The organism is Marivirga sp. (assembly GCF_035704835.1).
Classification (GTDB): domain Bacteria; phylum Bacteroidota; class Bacteroidia; order Cytophagales; family Cyclobacteriaceae; genus Marivirga.
This window is the reverse complement of sequence record NZ_DASSWQ010000041.1, coordinates 1-16,748: the sequence shown is the minus strand read 5'-3', so window position 1 is coordinate 16,748 and position 16,748 is coordinate 1. Positions and strand designations below refer to the sequence as shown.

Here is a 16,748-nt window from a genome sequence, read left to right as displayed (position 1 = left end):
AACCAAAAAGAAGAATGATCATCAAAAATCACGATATCTATCGATTCTGCAATGGTAGATTCTAAAGGAGAAATCATAGATACTAAATATGGAATATACAGCTTTGGATTTGATGCCGATAAAAAGCACATGTATAAGTTCAACACCAATAATAGACATGGATTAGAGGTGATTGACATGGAAAAAATGGAATTAGTTGAATTTATTCCTTTTGAAGTGGAAGGGCCAAATGGGACTAGTTCGAGAGTCAATTCTGTTCATTATATTTCAGAGGATGAAATAGCTTTAAGCAATTTTCAATCCATATTGATTTTTGATTTTGAAGGTAAGTTAAAGCATAAATACCCCATTAACAGAAATGAATTTGAGGGCGATTCACTACCTGAAGATTTCCAGATGGAGTCTACCGGATTATTTGTTCCAGAGAAAAAGCTATCCTTTCATTTAATTAATAAAGGGTTTGGCAAGACAAGAGGATTTGCCAAATTAGATTTAGAAGAAAATTCTCGTCATTCCTACTGGGTCGATGAACTAAAGAAATTGGATGATTATCAAATCTCTTTGAAAATGGATGGCAAGATGATCATGATGTTAAGAACTTATTTGTACAAGACTTTTCAAGAAGATAAATTCATTTTGAGCCACGACATGGAGAATGAATTATTTTACTATGATTTAAAAACTGATAGCGTCACTCATAAAAAATATGAAAGTAAATTAAGTGCTAATATAAATGAAGCCCCTGGTAAAAAAGAGACTGCCTCAAGAGAAGAGTTAGGGAAAATCGTAACTGAACGAAATAAAGGCATTCGTTTTAAGGATATTGTTTTTGATGCAGAAAGAAATCAATACTACCGCTTTTCAACTGTCTCGACAAGCACTGAATCGGAAGTAGAAAAATGGAATGTCATTCTAACTGTATTTGATGAAAATCTAAATATGATTAATGAAACCGATGAAGTGCCATTAGAAGAAGTGCCAGAAACTTATTTTGTGAAAGATGGGAAAATTTATGTTTATAAAAACATGGAGGATGAACTGGGCTTTTTGATTTTGAGTTTATCCTAACTATTACTTCCTCATTTAACAAACTGTTTACAATCTGAATTAATACATTGTATTGAGATTTGTTAAATCTCTAACTCTCATTTCAGTCGAGCTAAGGCTTATTATTTTCAATTTAGCCACTAATTCATTATCTGAACTTTCTACAGTTAGAATTGAAGTCTCCGGATCAAAATTATAAAATCCATCGGTCAAAAAATGCGCATCATTAGGACTCAACACTAAGTATTCACATTTATTATTATCAAGGAAATTATAAGATGGGTTAAATCTTGAAACCTGAATTCTCTCATCTCCACAAGGATAATAGATATGGAAGCCATTACTTATTTCTGAGAAAACCCAGCACTTTTTTAAGGAATCATTTCCCACTTCATTACAAGCGGAGGTAAGAATGGAGAATAAAAACAGAAAAAGAATAAAATGCTTCATCATTATATAGACACGCTATATCTATTTTTGGTTGAACCGACTATATTTAATATTTAGTTACAAAAGCATCAGGAAAACGATCCGCAATTTTTAACTTTAGTTTATCAGCTTTTTTTCTGTTACCATAATCTCCAAGAATTAGAGCATAAACTGTATCATCATTTAGTTCCTTTACTTCAACAAATAGGGATGCTCTGTAGGACTTTTCTATATTTTCTGAGAGTTTGAGCATATTATCAAATCCTTTGAAACTCCCCACTTGCACTCCATATCCTGATGGATTTTTCCTTTTAACTTTCATTTGAAAGTAAGATTCATTTTCAATATTTTGATCAATCTGCACTGGTCTATTACTGTTTGTTCTGCCATCTCCTGCATCAATCACTTCTATTTGTACGTCAGCTAGTCCTTGGTTAATAAATTTCAATTGCTCTGCAGCTGAACGGGAAAGGTCAATCACCCTCCCTTCCACGAAAGGTCCTCTGTCATTTATTCTTACCTCTACTGATTCTTGATTATCTAAATTAGTCACCTTTACTATAGTTCCGAAAGGCAAAGTCTTATGTGCGGCTGTTAATTTATTATGCTTATATTTCTCTCCACTTGCCGTTTGTTTGCCTTCAAATTTATCGGCATAAAAGGACGCTTTGCCTTTTTGTATCTGCGCATAAGATATTCCAAGGCTTAGAATAAAAAACAGTAGCGTGAATATTGATTTTTTGAGCATTTTAGTCCTTTTTTTTGTGTACATGAATTTAATGTTTGTAAAACTATTTTCACAATAATATTTAAACGCTTATTTTGCCGAAATATAGAAAAATAAAAAATTGATTTCAGAAAAAGGACTTTTACGCCTCACATTATTATTTGCAGTTCTCTGCTGGCTATCATTAGTGCTAGCAGATTTATTTTTGCTTTTTGCTGAAATCAACGGTGCAAATGCAGGAATCACTAAAGAAATCCCTCAGCTTTTACTTACGCTTTATATAATCTTTGCTTATTTATTTTTTAAAATTAGAATACAAAAAGCAGAAAGCATCAATTTTATTGATTTACTATGGCATGTTTTTTCTACAGGCCTAATTGTCTCCCTAGTTCAATTAGCCGTTAGCTTATTCTTCTATTTATTGAGCGACAGTAAATTGATGCAAAATCCCCTCATGGTGAATTTTTTCTACCATATAAATTTGGGGGTAGTCATTATTTTCCTGGTTTCTACTTTCATTGTTTGGAAAAGGTTAATCCTGTATCAGAAAAATAAACGATTACTTATAATTTGGCAAATTTTTGAATATTCATTGCTGGCATCTCTACTTTACAGCTTTTTTCAAATTGGCTCACAGCAATGGCTATTTAATGGCTTATTAGGTGCTTTTGTACTTTATGGATTGGTGTTATCCTTTAATTTGAAATGGATAGCTTATCTGAATTTTAAGCAAAAATGGAGAAGTATTCTTTTACTCGTATTAGTAATTTTATATCTCTACTATTTTATCAACAATCTTTTTGGATTCTCAACAGAGTTCAAACTGGTAATGGATTTACTTGACAATGTCTATATTCTTTCCATCGCAGGATTTATATTTTTATATGCCTTAATTTCAATATTAGTTATTTTATTCAACTTACCTACTTCTTCTGTTTTCGAGCAAAAGATCAGTGAAGTGTTAAATTTCCAGCGATTAAGTCAATCCATTCAAAAAGGAGATAGTGAAAACCAAGTGTATGAAGTGCTTTTGGAAAGTAGTAACAATGCAGTATTCTCCACTAGTGCTTGGTTAGAAATTTATGAAGATGACGATCCAACTGAAATTTTAAAATCTAACATTACCGATATAAAAATTACGCAGGTCCGAAAAAGTATTCAAGACAGTGGAATTTATGCCTACTTAAACAAACACAAAGCAAATAATTTCCAAAAAGAACTGAACCTCAGTAAGCTAACAACCAACATAAATGATCCTGATTATGGTTCGGTTTTAGTAATGCCTTTGATTATCCAAGAACGACAAATTGGCTTACTAGTGGTTCTGAAGGACGTTTCTGATGGCTTTAACAAAGAAATGGTGAATATCATTAGTTCATTTGTGAATCAAGCTTGCATTTCTATTGAAAACTTTGAATTACTAACTGAAGCATTGCAAAATGAACGCTATAAAGAGGAATTAAAAATTGCTTCTCGGGTTCAGAAAAGCCTGCTTCCCCACTCCCTTATTGCGGATAAAGAATTTGAAATGCATGCATTTTATGAATCTGCAGATGAAGTTGGAGGTGATTATTACGATTTTTTCAAAACTGCGGAAAACAAAACAGCAGTAATCATTGGAGATGTTTCGGGAAAAGGAACTTCGGCTTCCTTTAATATGTCTCAGATGAAGGGCGTATTTCACAGCTTAGTTCAGTTTGATTTAGACTCCAAAACATTTTTCACCAAAGCAAATCATGCTTTAAGTCACTGTTTGGAGAAAACTTCTTTCATTACTGCTGCTTATTACATAATTGATTCGAAAGAAAAGAGCATTAGTTTTTCACGTGCGGGCCATTGCCCTGGCTTATTTTACTTCAAAAAAGAAAATCGAGCAGAGTATTTCCAAAACAAAGGAATGGGTTTGGGAATTGTGCGAAACGATAGTTTTGAAAAATTTATTGATATAAGCAAAATTCATTACAATAGCGGAGACATACTTTTCTTATACACTGACGGCATAATTGAAGCTAAAAACGAGCGAGAAGAGGAATTCGGATATGATAGACTTAGTAACTATTTAGAGCGAAATAGCGAAAAAAGCCCAAAGGAAATTCAGGATGGACTCATCAAATATTTGTATGAATTTAGTGGTACAGAGAACTTGGAGGATGATTATACTGCTTTAATAGTAAGATTTTTATAACATGGCAGTCAACCTACTGAAAATAAGCACGTAATAAAGTTTGTATGATTAACATAACAACAACGATAGAGGGGAAAGATCACATCATAATGGTGGAAGGTGATGTTGATGCCAGTTCAAGCATTCATCTGGATGAAGCTTTAACTGAATTGGCGAATGATGATTCAGTAAAATTTATTTTAGTAGATGGGACTCAACTCAATTATATTTCTTCTGCAGGATTAGGCGTTTTCATGTCTTATATTGACGATTTTAAGGAGAAGAATATCAAAATGGTAATTTACGGCTTAAGTGAGAAAGTATTGAATGTATTTCAAATTTTGGGTTTAGACCAATTGATGACAATAGTTACCGACAAGAAGGAAGCGAAGGATAAGTTACATGAAGTTCAATCTTAAAGTATATTGCGAAAAAACACGTCTAAAGGATATTCGGGAATTTATCTCCGAAAAACTAAAGGCTTATGTGCATGATGATTTGGAAATAAACCAAATGGTTTTGGCTGTTGATGAAATATGTGCAAATCTCATCATCCATTCGAATTATTGTAATGCTAATGAAGCCATAAACTTAGAAATACTTGTAAATAAAGATGGGGTCACTTTTGAGATTTCTGATGAAGGAGAAAAATTTGATATTAATAAATACAAAGAACCTTCCATTCAGGAAGTAGTCCATACTAAGAAAAAAGGGGGGATTGGATTAATGCTCGTTAGACGAATTATGGACACTGTTGAGTTTGTAAATAAAGACCAAAGAAACACTTGCATCATGTATAAAAGATTTATTCACGAACCCAAACAATAAATTAATCAATTGTCTGCTTGCCATACATTTTCCTGTATGAATCCATTTGCATAAATTGCCAATCAAAATATACTTTAGCCAAATGCGTAACTTCAAAAGTTTAATAATTCCATTCTTATTCATATTCATTAGCTCTTGTAAAACAACTCCAAAAACCTCAACTATAGAGGTTAAAAAGCCCTTATTTACCATTGATACTGTTGAAGTTTATTCCGATGAGTTTCTTTATGCCTATGAAAAAAGCAATAAAAATAAAGGAGAAATTGAGCCTGTTGAGCAATACTTAGATTTATACATTGACTTCCAACTAAAAGTATTAGAAGCAAAAGCAGAAGGAATAGATACTACAGAAGCGTACCTGAATGAACTGAATGGATATCTGGAAGAAATTAAAAAACCTTACTTGGTTTCAGAAAAAGTTAATAATAAGTTAGTAGAAGAAACCTATAACCGCTTACAACAAGAAATAAATGCGAGTCATATTCTTATTCGCTTAGATAAAGATGCCAATCCTCAAGATACTCTAAAGGCATACCAAAAAATTAGTGCCGTTAAAAGAAAAATTGAATCTGGAGAGAGCTTTGAGGCTTTAGCCAGAGAATATTCCGAAGACCCATCCGCAAAAAGCAATAACGGATTATTAGGATGGTTTACGGCTTTCCAAATGGTTTATCCTTTTGAATCAGCTGCATATCAAACTGAAATAGGTGAAGTTTCTCCAATAATTCGGACTCAATTCGGATATCATATCATTAAAGTAAACGATAAAAGAGAAACTATGGGTAGGATTAAGGTAGCCCATATCATGAAAAGATTTCCTCCGCAAGCATCTGCTGAAGACTCCCTTAATACAGAAAAAGCAATTAGAGCAGTATATGAAAAATTGAAAAATGACGCAAATTGGTTTATTCTAGCCACCAAAGAATCAGAAGATTTAAGCACAAAAGATAATGGCGGAAGCTTACCATGGTTTGGTGCAGGACGCTTGCCAGCAGCTATGGAGACAGTTGCTTTTGAACTAGAAGAAAAAGGGGATATTTCGGAGCCAGTATTAAGCCCATATGGTTGGCACATTTTGAAACTAGAAGACAAAAGAGGAGTCGGCAGCTTGGAAAGCATGAAGGAGAGCCTAAGCATGAGAGTGCAAAGAGACCAAAGGTCACAATTAAAAGAAGATGAAGTCATTAGAAAATTAAAAGAAGAAAATCAATTTAATAAAAATGATGAAGCATATAGTCTTTTAAAATCTGTAAAAAAACCAAGTATAAAGACCTTCAAAAAGAAAGAGTTAGAAATGAATTTATTCACAATCTCAGAGAAAGAATATTCAGTACGTGAATTTTTAGAGCAATTTGATACCACTAAAACAGTAAAAGTAGAACTTGAGAACTTTGAAAAATCAGAACTCCTTCAATATGAAGAAGTTAATTTGGAGATTAAATACCCTGAATACAAGTTCCTGAGACAAGAATATAAAGATGGTTTGCTTCTTTTTGAAATCATGAATCAAAAAGTCTGGAGTAAAATTGGTCAAGATAGCATAGCCCTCCAAAATTTCTATGACAAAAATAGAAGTAACTATAAAACCAGTGGAAAAATTAAAATCGCAAGTATTATCTTCTCAGATACTTCTTCAATAAAACCATTTAAAAACCCAATAAAAGGAGCCTATTTTCCGTTAACCCCACAATTAGAATATAATACATCAAAAAAAATAGCGGAAAAAATTCAGACTGCTGACAGTATTGACGCTAAGGTTTTTATAAGTTTAAAACTTCCTCAAAACATTAGTCAAAATGACTCTTTAAAGCTTTTTGAGGATTTAAATAATACTTTTAATAATATGGAAGTCGTGAACCTTATCTATTCCGATGAAAATAAAATATATTTGCAGTTGCTTTCAGAGGCAAATGATTTTCTGACCTTAAATAACGATAACATAGAATCAGCTTCTACTGAAATAATTGAATTAACCGAAAACTCCAAATGGAATAATAAAAGTGAAGGGGAATATATTAAATCAGTAGCCAAAAGTGGAATGATAGAACTAAACTATATATTGAAAAGCTATCCTGCCAGACAAGAGTCATTTGAAGATGCTAGACCAGAATTGATGGAAGACTATCAAAAACACCTTGAAAAAGAATGGCTGAATGAGTTGAAGCAGAAGTATAAAGTTGTTGTAAACAAAAATATTTTGAATAAAATAAATTCACAAATTGAAGAATAATTATCTTATCATATCACTTTTTATACTCTCCATTAGTTTTTGGGGATGTGAATACATCAATCTTAAAAAGTTGAGCAATGACCAGGAAGAGCCAGGCAAAGTTGAAATTCCAGTGGCAAAAGTTGGTAGCTCTATTTTGTATCAAAAAGATTTAACCGGAATAGTTGGGAAAGACATTAATCCACAAGATAGCGCTAACTTAATTAATCGCTACATCAATTCCTGGGTTAAAAAACAATTACTGATCTCAGAGGCAGCAGAAAAAATAAACTTTGACCAAGCCTCAATTGAAAGAAAAGTGCTGGATTACCGTTATGCACTAATGGTTCATGAATACAAGAAATACTATGTAGATAATAACCTGGATACTGCGGTTAATGACCAAGAAATCGAAACTTATTATCAAGAAAACAAAGATAATTTTGAACTAAAGCAAAATATCATTAGAGGATATTTTATAACAGTCACCAAAGATGCACCAAAAATAGAGCAATTAAAGAAATTGATTAATTCTGATGATGCTAAGGATTTTAAGGAACTTAAATCTTACTGTTTTCGATTTGCTGAAAGCTATTTTTTAGAAGATTCGGTATGGATAAACTTTGATGAAGCAATTAGAAATACTCCTTTTGTAGGTGTAACCAATAAAGTAGATTTTTTACGGTCTAATAAATTTGTAGAGGATGAAAATGAAGAAAATCTATACTTTTTAAGAATCAAGGAATATAAAATTTCGGATCAAATTTCACCCTTGGAGTTTGTAAGGAATGATATCAAACAAATAATACTTAATAAAAGAAAAGTGGCAATAGCCAACCAGTTAGAAGAGCAAGTTTTTGAAAATGCGAAGAGTTCGAATAAATATGAAATTTACAAACCAACAGAGTAAATCATTACTAGTTTCACTGGCATTAATGATCATGCCTTATTTTGCAAGCAGTCAGTCTGAGGAAGCTAAGGTAGCAGATAAGATCATTGCAAAAGTCGATAACTATATCGTATTAGAGTCTGACTTAGCTTTTGCATATAGAGATTATTTATCGAGCGGACAAGTAGTTGAAGGCTCAGAAGCAAGATGTGAGGTATTAGAAAACCTGATTGTAAATAAATTACTATTGGCCAAGGCAGAAATAGATTCTGTTACGGTTGGTGAAGCACAAGTAGATGCTCAACTGGACAATAGAATGAAGATAATGGTTCAACAAATTGGCTCTGAAGAAAAAATTGAGGAATACTATGGTAAAAGTATTGATGAATTTAAGGTTGAAATCAGAGATGATATTAAGCAACAATTGATAATAGGAGAAATGCAAAGAACCATCACCGCTGGCATAGAAGTGACCCCCAGACAGGTTCAAAATTTCTTTAATAATATTCCGAAAGACAGCCTTCCTTTTTATTCAACTCAGGTTCAAGTAGGCCAAATCGTGGTGGAGCCAAAAATGAGTGATGAGGCAAAAAACAACCTAAGAGCACGGTTATCAGGCTTAAGAGAAAGAATATTAGAAGGAGAAAATTTTGAAGATGTTGCCCGCCTTTATTCACAAGAACCTGGTGCAAAATCAACAGGTGGTAATATCGGATTTTTTTCGCGCGGACAATTAGCTCCTGAATATGAAGCTGCAGCTTTACGTCTAAAACCAGGCGAAATTTCTAAACCAGTTGAAACAGATTTTGGATTTCATATTATTGAATTAATCGAGAGAAGGGGAAATGAGTTCAATACAAGACATATCCTTTTGCTTCCCAAGTTCACAGAAAATGACATAAAAAAATCTATTAACTTTTTAGATAGTATTAGAAATTTAATTATTAAAGACAGCATAACATTTGAGGCAGCTGCAGCTGAATATTCAGAAGACATCAACACTTCATCAAGTGGAGGTTATTTTTTAGATTCGGAATTTGGGGGTACAAAAGTACCAGTGGATGAATTAGACCCAAACATCTTTTTTACGATTGATACAATGGCAGTTGGGGATATTACAAAACCACTTACTTTTCGTCAAGAAGATAGGTCAGAAGCAGTTAGAATTATTTATTATAAAGATAGACTTCGACCTCATAGAGCAGACATAAATCTTGACTATCAAAAAATAAAACAAGCAACTTTAAACAAAGTGAAAAGTGAAAAATTGGCAACATGGTTTGAAGAATCAAAAGATGAAGTATTCATCATTTTAGATGACCATTACAAAGATTGTCCAGTTCTTAAATAATTAATATGGAAAAATTTGAAAATGAAGTGGAAGCAGCAAATGCTTTACATAATAAATTTGAAAGCTTAAAAAAAGAAATTTCCAAAGTAATTGTTGGGCAGGAAGAGGTAATTAGACTTGTTATAAGTTCTTTTTTCTGCCATTCTCACAGTCTGTTAGTAGGTGTGCCTGGTTTGGCAAAAACTTTATTGATCAATACCGTAGCTTCTGCTATGAGTTTAAAATTCAATCGTATTCAATTTACACCCGATTTAATGCCTTCTGATATTATTGGTGCAGAAACTTTAGATAAAGATCGTAATTTCAAATTTATCAAAGGACCCATTTTCAATAATATCATTCTGGCTGATGAAATCAATAGAACGCCTCCCAAAACACAGGCCGCATTATTAGAAGCAATGCAAGAAAAAAATGTGACTGTAGCCGGTGAAACTTATGTTTTACCTGATCCATTTTTTGTATTAGCTACCCAAAATCCTATTGAACAAGAAGGTACATATCCCCTTCCGGAAGCGCAACTCGATAGATTTATGTTCAATATTACGCTGGACTATCCTTCTTATGAAGATGAACTGAACATTGTAAAAAATACAGGACAAGAAATTGAAGGAGTTCAGGCTGTAATGACTTCAGAAGAAATTCTCTATTTCCAAAAATTGGTTAATAAAGTACCTGTTCCTGACAATGTGATTGAGTTTGCTGTGAAATTAGTGCATAGCACAAGGCCAAATACTGAAAAAGCCTTTACTATTACCAATGAATATTTAGAATGGGGAGCTGGACCAAGAGCTTCTCAATTTCTGATTAAAGGAGCAAAATGCAATGCTTTATTAAGCGGAAAATATTCTCCCGATATAGAAGATGTAAAAGCGATTGCCGTTCCTGTACTTCGCCACCGATTGGTGAAAAACTTTAAAGCTGATGCAGAAGGAATGAGCATTGAAAAGATCATTGAAGAGCTTATTGTGAAAGTAGAGAACAATTAAATCCAGATCGATTATTCTCTCAGCTTATACAAACCAATTGCCTGGTCATTGCGATGAGTGCTCTCCAAACAATATAATAGTGGTGCTGGCAAAGTTTAAGTCAAATTAAGCTAAGTATTCTTGAAATTTCCTACTGTGCTTTTGTTGATAACTCATAAACATGGAACGTCAGTTCATTTTCATTGTAATTTGGGTTTTTATCATTGTTTGCTGCAATATAAAGACCATCTTTACCTACGAAAGCGTCAGATATTCTGTATATGCTTTGTGGCAAATCAGTTTCTCCAATTATCTCAAATTCATTATTCAATATAAGAACAGAAGGTTTTTTGTCATACCAAGTATTAAAGTTCCCTTCAATATCTTTCAATTCTACGCCTTGTTCAGCAAAACGGTAGTAAACATCCCTCCATTTATCGTATAAAATGCTTTTGTATGAGGGGTTTTGAATGTAATGTTCTTGAGAACCCTTACTTAATTCATTATAAGTCTTCTGGAAAGGTGGGACTTTGTCGAAGTACTTACTTGGCAAGTGGATACTTTTTACGAATTCTTCTCGTCTGACATTATAAATATATAAATTAGGGTCAAAGGTGAGGTTACTTAAAACTAGACCCTTTTCACTATTTAAGGCATAACTATGATTATTGTGAAAACCTCCATAAATTTCATAACCATCAACCAAAGGTGGTTCAAAAAACTGATGATAGTCTTTATTTTTAAAGGAAATACTAGTAAATAATGGATTCTTCCAGTAGTCTCTGTCAAAAGGATGAATGGGACTGGAAGCAGTTATAAAATTGCCTTCAAATTCTGTCATTGGTGCTCGACTAAGAAAAATGGGGTTACTGATTTTTTTCTTTATGATTGTGAAATCCTTGACTTGGCTATTTTTATCAATCATCAAAAAATTAGGCCTATTGTATAAGCCTACATAAACAGAGTCCCAATTTTTTATAAAAAAACCAAACATCTGAGGAAATTTAATATCGTAAGGCCCTGAGGTTGGTAAATTATATTTGTGGATTATTTCAAAATCAAAAAAATCAAAAACTTCAATTGTATAATTGTTTTTATTTCCAATTGCAAGAAATTCCTTGCCCTCTAATATTTTATATTGCATGTATTGTGGTTGATTACTAGAGGAAAAAGGAATTTTAAAATTTACGGTATCAGTAATGGAGATTAAATGGTTGTGTTCTCTCGTACCATTTTTCTTTTCCTCCGTATCGCAAGAAATCAAAAAAGCAAGCAGTAGAATGGTAATAAATAGTGAGTATTTCATGAGTACTAAGATTTTAAATGCTTGCTTCGAAGGAAGCAAGCATTTAAAAAAAAATTAGTTTGGATAACAAATAATTAAACATTGGCCATAACTACTGGCATCACATATTTCTCCAGTCCATTCAGCACTACAGCTTGATGGCTCGGGTTCCTCAAGTACTTGCCCTGTCAAACTTAATGGCAATATAAATGTCATTATTAATAATAATTTACTCAGTTTCTTTTTCATAGCTTTTAATTTTAAGTTACAAAATAATTTAATTTAAAACTAAGTAATTAAGGGGGGGTCCAAGACATTTGGAAAAAATCTTAAAAAGATCTTAAAAATATTGTTCTTTCATCGTTATAGTGCATCTGTATTATCTGTTTGACCATTATCAGTGAATGACATTAAATTTAATGCATTTCAGAAATTTGATAAAGTCCTATTGCCAAGGCATTGACTACATTAATGGAAGAATTCTCCCCAAACATAGGGATATGATAATGGTTTTCGCAAAGCTGAAGCAGTTCTTCTGAAATCCCTTGTCTTTCAGAACCCACTATCAAAACCAATTTTTTGTATTGCTTAGCTTTTACGTTTTGAATGGGAATGCTCCTGTTAGTTATTTCCAGAGCTATAGCTTGATATCCTGAATCCTTTAGTTTTTCAAGTTCCTTTTGCGCACTTAAACCAAATTCATATTTCATGGTCTTATGAGTGTTTCTTGAGGCTCTTTTTACTTTGGTCGTCAGTTCAATGGCATGTTCTCCTACAAAATATATCTTTTCAACCCCAAAAGCTTCTGATAAACGCATTATCATCCCCACATTTTCAGGTGTACGAATATTTTCGGCTATTAAAACAATTTGATGTTCTATTGGAGCACTTTTAAACTCTTGATGTGATAGTTGAATTTCCACTTCACAAAAATATGGATATAATGATGATTAATTCTCCTAAATAATGATAGAATTTGGAACAATAATGAGTTAGCCTTTCTTTTCCGATTTACTGAAAAATCTTTTAACTTTTAAAAATAATCTCTCATTGTTCTCTCCTGGGTCAGTATGCACCTCAGTTCCAATCAATAATGAAACAGGTTTCAAAGGTTCAAAATGGTTACAAAAAACTTTGAAAATAGCCATCATAGGCACCGAAAGGATTAGCCCCGCAATTCCCCATATCAATTGACCTATCATCAGGCTAATAATGACGAATAATACATTCAATTTAAGATTCCCTCCTACTATTTTAGGATTAAGCACATTACTTTCCAGCAGTTGGCTTAGCCAAAATAACCCTGCCACACTAACTGGATAGACCAATGAGTCGTAATTAAATATTGTAAAAAGTAATACAATGCTCGCCCCCATCAATGATCCTATATAGGGAATGATACAAAACAAAGCAGGCAAAAAACCAAAGAACAAAGGGTAATCAATTCCAATTATTAGTAATCCAGTAGTATTTATAGTAGTAAGAATTATAATCAAGAGTAAATTTCCTAATACATAGTTTCTTCCAACTTTCGAAGCTTCAATTATTGCTTTGCCTATATTTTTCTTTGTTTCCTCACTTCTGCCAAAATTTTTAACGGCCTTAAGCAAGCCTTTTCTGTAGTTAAGAAATAAAATAGTGAAGACGAGAAAAAGTAGAATGTTTCCTAATGATTTTAATAAGCTACCAATTACTTGAGGAAGGTATTTATTATTTTCTACAACATCTTTGGCCTTATTCATTACCTCAGGTGTTTTCAGATCTTCCTTCAGATCTAGATTTTTATTGATGGCTTCTACAATTTTGCTAACCGTATCAATTAATTGATTCTGGAAAGACCCGAACTGATCAATTATCTTAATAATCTGATTGGAATATAAAAAAATTACTGTGCCTACTATGCTCAGTAAAGTAAGTATGGTAATTAAAATAGCTAAAAACTTCGGAAATGATTTCTTCTCTAAAAAATTAACAACCGGTAAAAGGATAAATGAAAGTAAGAGACCAGCCGCTAATGGGATAATGACAGGCTTCCCAATCCATAAAATGGAAATGCCTGCTATAATAATAATCATTTTTAATGCTATGGAAGCATAAAAAGTAAGGTCTGAATTTTTGTCTGGTGTTTCAAAAGTACTTATTTTGACGGGAAAAATAAGTATAGGTTACCTAAGTACTAATTTAAAATATCGTTTAACATATTGAATTAACAGCTAATGTCATTAATCTAGACAATTTGCGATTTAGAAATGACAAAATAAAGGTTTTAAGAATTAGCTGCTTATAAAAGCTGCCGAATTCCCATGAAAACATTCTACAAATGTCATAATGTCAGATAAAATGGACGCATTTCTTATTGGCACATCCATTGTTGTGTGAAGAGGAAAATGAGTTTAAAATTTAGAAAAATAAAATAGATCATGGGAAAAATTATTGGAATTGACTTAGGTACTACCAACTCCTGTGTGGCGGTAATGGAGGGTAATGAGCCCGTTGTAATCCCCAACAGTGAGGGTAGAAGGACTACTCCTTCAATTGTAGCGTTTTTGGATGAAGGGAAAGGCGAACGAAAAGTAGGTGATCCTGCAAAACGTCAAGCTATTACCAACCCTGCCAATACAATTGCATCAGTCAAAAGATTTATGGGTAAGAAGTTTTCTGAAATTTCAGAAGAGAAAAAAATTGCTTCTTACAAAGTAGAATCTGGAAATAACGATACAGTAAGAGTTAAAATTGGAGATAGAAATTATACTCCTCAAGAATTATCTGCAATGATTCTTCAGAAAATGAAGTCTACTGCAGAAGATTACTTAGGCCAAGAAGTTACAGAAGCTGTTATCACAGTTCCTGCTTACTTTAATGATGCAGAGCGTCAGGCAACCAAAGAAGCTGGACAAATTGCCGGTTTAGAAGTAAAAAGAATCATTAATGAACCAACTGCTGCGGCTTTGGCTTACGGATTGGATAAAAGAGATAAAGACCAAAATATTGCCGTTTACGATTTAGGTGGTGGTACTTTTGATATCTCTATCCTAGAATTAGGTGATGGTGTATTCGAAGTAAAATCTACTAATGGTGATGTTCACCTAGGTGGTGATGACTTCGACCAAGTTATCATCAACTGGTTAGCAGATGAATTCAAAAATGAGCAAGGCATTGATTTGAAACAAGACCCAATGGCCTTGCAAAGATTGAAAGAAGCTGCTGAGAAAGCTAAGATTGAGTTGTCAAGCTCTACGGAGACTGAGGTCAACTTACCTTATATCATGCCAGTAGATGGCGTGCCAAAACACTTAGTTAGAAAATTGAGTCGTTCGAAATTCGAGCAATTATCTAATGACCTGGTTAAAAGATCAATGGCTCCGGTTAAGAAAGCTTTAGAAGATGCTGGCTTATCTCCTTCAGAAATTGATGAAGTAATCTTGGTAGGTGGTTCAACCCGTATTCCTAGAATTCAGGAAGAAGTAGAGAAATTCTTTGGCAAGAAACCTTCTAAAGGCGTAAACCCTGATGAGGTGGTAGCAATTGGTGCTGCAATCCAAGGTGGTGTATTAACTGGTGAAGTGAAAGACGTTCTTTTATTAGATGTAACACCATTGTCTTTAGGAATTGAAACCATGGGTGGAGTAATGACTAAATTGATTGAATCAAATACTACGATTCCTTCTAAGAAGTCAGAAACATTCAGTACAGCCTCTGAAAACCAGCCTTCTGTGGAAATCCACGTATTACAAGGTGAAAGGTCAATGGCAAAGGATAACCGTTCAATCGGAAGATTCCACCTAGACGGAATTCCACCAGCTCCAAGAGGAGTTCCTCAAATTGAAGTAACATTTGATATTGATGCAAATGGTATCTTGAATGTTTCTGCTAAGGATAAAGGAACAGGAAAAGAGCAAAAAATCAGAATCGAGGCTTCTTCAGGATTATCAGATGCTGAAATCGAGAAAATGAGAAAAGAGGCGGAAGCTAATGCTGAAACTGATAAAAAAGAGAAAGAGAAGATTGATAAAATTAATCAAGCTGATTCTTTGATATTCCAAACTGAGAACCAAATGAAAGAATTTGGCGAAAAGTTATCTGACGGTAATAAAACTGCCATCAACGAGGCTTTAGCTAAATTGAAAGAAGCGCATAGCAGTCAAGATGTTGCAGCAATTGATACTGCAATGGAAGGTTTAAATAGCGCATGGCAAGCGGCTTCTCAGGAAATTTACCAAGCACAGCAAGCTGCTGGTGGTGCTGAAGGAAAGCCAGGCGGAGATGCTGGTCAACAAGCACAAGGCGAAAGCAGTGATGGTGTAGATGATGTAGAATACGAAGAAGTAAATGATGATGATAAAAAAGATTCTAAATAAAAATCAATACATCAAAAATTATAGTGAAAGCCTCTCGGAGAAATCTGAGAGGCTTTTTTATTGAATTATCTCGAAATGAAAATCTACTTACTTTTATGGATGAATAAATTCTCGTAAATTTTATTTATCAAAAAACGGAAAAATGAAATTTATTATAGCAATTCTTCTCAGCTTTATCTTCTTCCAAGCTGAATATCAGCACACATTTCAAAACAAAGATTTTATTATCAAATATAACTTTGAAAAAAAGGATAATAAAACATATATGATTGGGCATATTGTATTTCAAAAAAATAATAAAAATGCTATTAATACTAATTTAATGGTGATTGACCACCAAATTGGAGCAGTTCCGAATGGCTAATTCGGTTCGATTTGTGCCACCCATTTCGGTTTTATAGTGCCAGTGATTTCGGTTCAAACTGTGCCAATATTGCTGCTTTGAGGCTGCGTTAAAACGGTTTGATTTGTGCCAGCTGTCACGGTTCTAATTGCC

At 33.3% G+C, this 16,748-nt stretch carries 15 protein-coding genes; 10 read left to right on the top strand and 5 right to left on the bottom strand.

From position 1 onward, the window contains the following. Window positions 1–27: 27 nt before the first annotated feature. The gene (locus VFM92_RS06095; RefSeq protein WP_325121344.1) at window positions 28–1,068 is read left to right on the top strand and encodes a DUF4221 family protein; all 1,041 of its coding nucleotides are present in this window, start codon (window positions 28–30) and stop codon (window positions 1,066–1,068) included. Window positions 1,069–1,107: 39 nt separating this feature from the next. Here VFM92_RS06095 and VFM92_RS06090 read toward each other — a convergent pair whose 3' ends face one another. Continuing rightward, window positions 1,108–1,500, bottom strand: a complete 393-nt coding sequence (locus VFM92_RS06090; protein ID WP_325121306.1) for a hypothetical protein — start codon at window positions 1,498–1,500, stop codon at window positions 1,108–1,110. A gap of 43 nt (window positions 1,501–1,543) precedes the next feature. Next, entirely contained in the window at window positions 1,544–2,224 is a 681-nt protein-coding gene (locus tag VFM92_RS06085) for a septal ring lytic transglycosylase RlpA family protein (RefSeq protein WP_325121305.1), read from the bottom strand. Window positions 2,225–2,324: 100 nt separating this feature from the next. On the opposite strand from VFM92_RS06085, the gene VFM92_RS06080 reads away from it, so the two are divergent. The 7 genes from VFM92_RS06080 (at window position 2,325) to VFM92_RS06050 (ending at window position 10,630) form a co-directional block, all read left to right on the top strand. Continuing rightward, window positions 2,325–4,388: a GAF domain-containing SpoIIE family protein phosphatase gene (locus VFM92_RS06080; protein ID WP_325121304.1), complete on the top strand. Its 2,064-nt coding sequence runs from the start codon at window positions 2,325–2,327 to the stop codon at window positions 4,386–4,388. Between the two features lie 44 nt (window positions 4,389–4,432). After that, on the top strand, window positions 4,433–4,786 hold the full coding sequence (locus VFM92_RS06075; RefSeq protein WP_325121303.1) for an STAS domain-containing protein: 354 nt from the start codon (window positions 4,433–4,435) through the stop codon (window positions 4,784–4,786). Beyond that, window positions 4,770–5,195 (top strand): ATP-binding protein, encoded by a 426-nt coding sequence (locus tag VFM92_RS06070; protein WP_325121302.1) that lies wholly within the window; start codon window positions 4,770–4,772, stop codon window positions 5,193–5,195. Before VFM92_RS06075 ends, VFM92_RS06070 begins: the two co-directional genes overlap by 17 nt. An 82-nt stretch (window positions 5,196–5,277) precedes the next feature. Then, window positions 5,278–7,425 carry a peptidylprolyl isomerase gene (locus VFM92_RS06065; protein WP_325121301.1) on the top strand — a complete coding sequence of 716 codons (2,148 nt, stop codon included), beginning with the start codon at window positions 5,278–5,280 and terminating at the stop codon, window positions 7,423–7,425. Then, a complete protein-coding gene (locus VFM92_RS06060) occupies window positions 7,415–8,314 on the top strand; it encodes a peptidylprolyl isomerase (RefSeq protein WP_325121300.1) in 900 nt (299 codons plus the stop codon). Before VFM92_RS06065 ends, VFM92_RS06060 begins: the two co-directional genes overlap by 11 nt. Further along, entirely contained in the window at window positions 8,289–9,644 is a 1,356-nt protein-coding gene (locus VFM92_RS06055) for a peptidylprolyl isomerase (RefSeq protein ID WP_325121299.1), read from the top strand. The genes VFM92_RS06060 and VFM92_RS06055 overlap by 26 nt, the downstream gene beginning before the upstream one ends. Before the next feature lie 5 nt (window positions 9,645–9,649). Beyond that, window positions 9,650–10,630: a MoxR family ATPase gene (locus VFM92_RS06050; protein WP_325121298.1), complete on the top strand. Its 981-nt coding sequence runs from the start codon at window positions 9,650–9,652 to the stop codon at window positions 10,628–10,630. 130 nt (window positions 10,631–10,760) lie between these two features. Here the strand turns inward: VFM92_RS06050 and VFM92_RS06045 are convergent, their stop codons facing one another. From VFM92_RS06045 to VFM92_RS06035, 3 genes are all read right to left on the bottom strand, one after another. Next, window positions 10,761–11,915, bottom strand: coding sequence for a DUF4221 family protein (locus VFM92_RS06045; protein WP_325121297.1), 1,155 nt, complete (start codon window positions 11,913–11,915; stop codon window positions 10,761–10,763). Between the two features lie 395 nt (window positions 11,916–12,310). Beyond that, window positions 12,311–12,817 carry a TrmH family RNA methyltransferase gene (locus VFM92_RS06040; RefSeq protein WP_325121296.1) on the bottom strand — a complete coding sequence of 169 codons (507 nt, stop codon included), beginning with the start codon at window positions 12,815–12,817 and terminating at the stop codon, window positions 12,311–12,313. A gap of 69 nt (window positions 12,818–12,886) precedes the next feature. Beyond that, complete coding sequence (locus VFM92_RS06035) at window positions 12,887–13,969, bottom strand: AI-2E family transporter (protein ID WP_325121295.1); 1,083 nt, start codon at window positions 13,967–13,969, stop codon at window positions 12,887–12,889. A gap of 345 nt (window positions 13,970–14,314) precedes the next feature. Here VFM92_RS06035 and dnaK point away from each other — a divergent pair, with 345 nt between their 5' ends. Then, window positions 14,315–16,252 (top strand): molecular chaperone DnaK, encoded by a 1,938-nt coding sequence (dnaK, locus tag VFM92_RS06030; protein WP_325121294.1) that lies wholly within the window; start codon window positions 14,315–14,317, stop codon window positions 16,250–16,252. 142 nt (window positions 16,253–16,394) lie between these two features. Continuing rightward, entirely contained in the window at window positions 16,395–16,616 is a 222-nt protein-coding gene (locus tag VFM92_RS06025; protein ID WP_325121293.1) for a hypothetical protein, read from the top strand. Window positions 16,617–16,748: the final 132 nt, after the last annotated feature.